Source organism: Companilactobacillus crustorum JCM 15951 (genome assembly GCF_001434585.1).
Taxonomy (GTDB): Bacteria; Bacillota; Bacilli; order Lactobacillales; family Lactobacillaceae; genus Companilactobacillus; species Companilactobacillus crustorum.
In genome coordinates this window covers 1-1,184 of the sequence record NZ_AZDB01000080.1, presented here as the reverse complement: position 1 = coordinate 1,184, position 1,184 = coordinate 1, and the positions used below count along the sequence as shown (strand labels likewise).

The 1,184-nt window shown below is 51.1% G+C and carries 1 protein-coding gene; it reads right to left on the bottom strand.

Annotation, left to right across the window (positions count from 1 at the left end):
* Positions 1-66 precede the first annotated feature (66 nt).
* Positions 67-1,083, bottom strand: coding sequence for an IS30 family transposase (locus tag FD26_RS10725; protein WP_057868407.1), 1,017 nt, complete (start codon positions 1,081-1,083; stop codon positions 67-69).
* Positions 1,084-1,184 lie beyond the last annotated feature (101 nt).

The following is a 1,184-nucleotide window of genomic DNA, read 5'->3' as shown; positions in this document are numbered from 1 at the left end:
TATTTTCCCTCAATTTTCAAGTCAAGTGCAACGATGATAACGAATCCTTGATAGTGGTCTAGGTTGTTAAGCCATGCGTCGGTAGTAATCGCATGGTCGAAGATAGTTCAGAATACGTCTGGGACGATGGTTCAGTGCTGATTGGACTGCTTGGATCTCAACCAGCGTAACGTCCCTGAGAGACTTTCCCTTCGGGAAGTACTCCCTGAGTAGTCCGTTGGTGTTCTCGTTAGTGCCGCGCTCCCAAGGCGAGTATGGATGAGCAAAATAGATCTGGGTTCCAACGATCTCCGACAGCTTGGCGAACTCGGAACCATTGTCAAACGTGATACTCTCAAACTCCTTGGCACCGTAATCGTTGATCGTGTCCTGCAAGGCTTTAAGGCAGGTGTCCGCATGATAGTCAGGTATCTTAACGATGATTTCAGTTCGGCTGTACCGTTCTGTGAGCGTCACCAGCGCTGGCTCATCAGCCGAACGAATACCTTTGACCAAGTCGCCTTCCCAATGTCCCACGCCTGTACGGTCATTCACGGTCGCAGGACGCAGCTCGATTGAGTCGCCGTATATCTTCTTGTTCTTGCGTTTGTGGGCGTTCTTATAGCCTTTGACGCGGCGTCGGAGCTTCTTGGGGAGTGTCATGTTGTCTAGTTCAAGCAGCCCGGCATCGATGTAGCGGTACACGGTAGTCGTTGAAGGGCAAGACTTACCCTGGTCGCGATAGAAGTGTACGAAACTATCAACGCTGTGCACGCGAGGCTTGCGGGTAAGCTCCTTGGTGAGAGCTTTGAAGAACGCACGGCCGGTTTTGAGAAAGGCGTGGTGTCCGGTTCTGTCGCGTTTGCGGTCGTGTATGGCTTGGGCAGTTTCCGCAAGATAGACTTGATGCGAGTGACGCTTCGAGTCGAGCTGAGTTACAGATCCACGCGTGATTTCCCGTGAGATTGTCGCTTTACTGCGATGAAGCTTCTGTGCAATCACGGTCGCGGTGTCACCAGTAGCCCGAAGGGCCTGAATTGTAGCACGGTCGCTAAGACTGAGTTGTTGGTAGTGCTTGTGAGTGTTAATCTGAGAGTGGGTCATGAAGATTCCTGCTTTCTTGTCTGGTTGCACTAACAAGAATAGGTCTTCATGGCCTTTTTGGTCTAGTCGCTAAGGTGTTGCACTTGAATTGTAAACTGGGG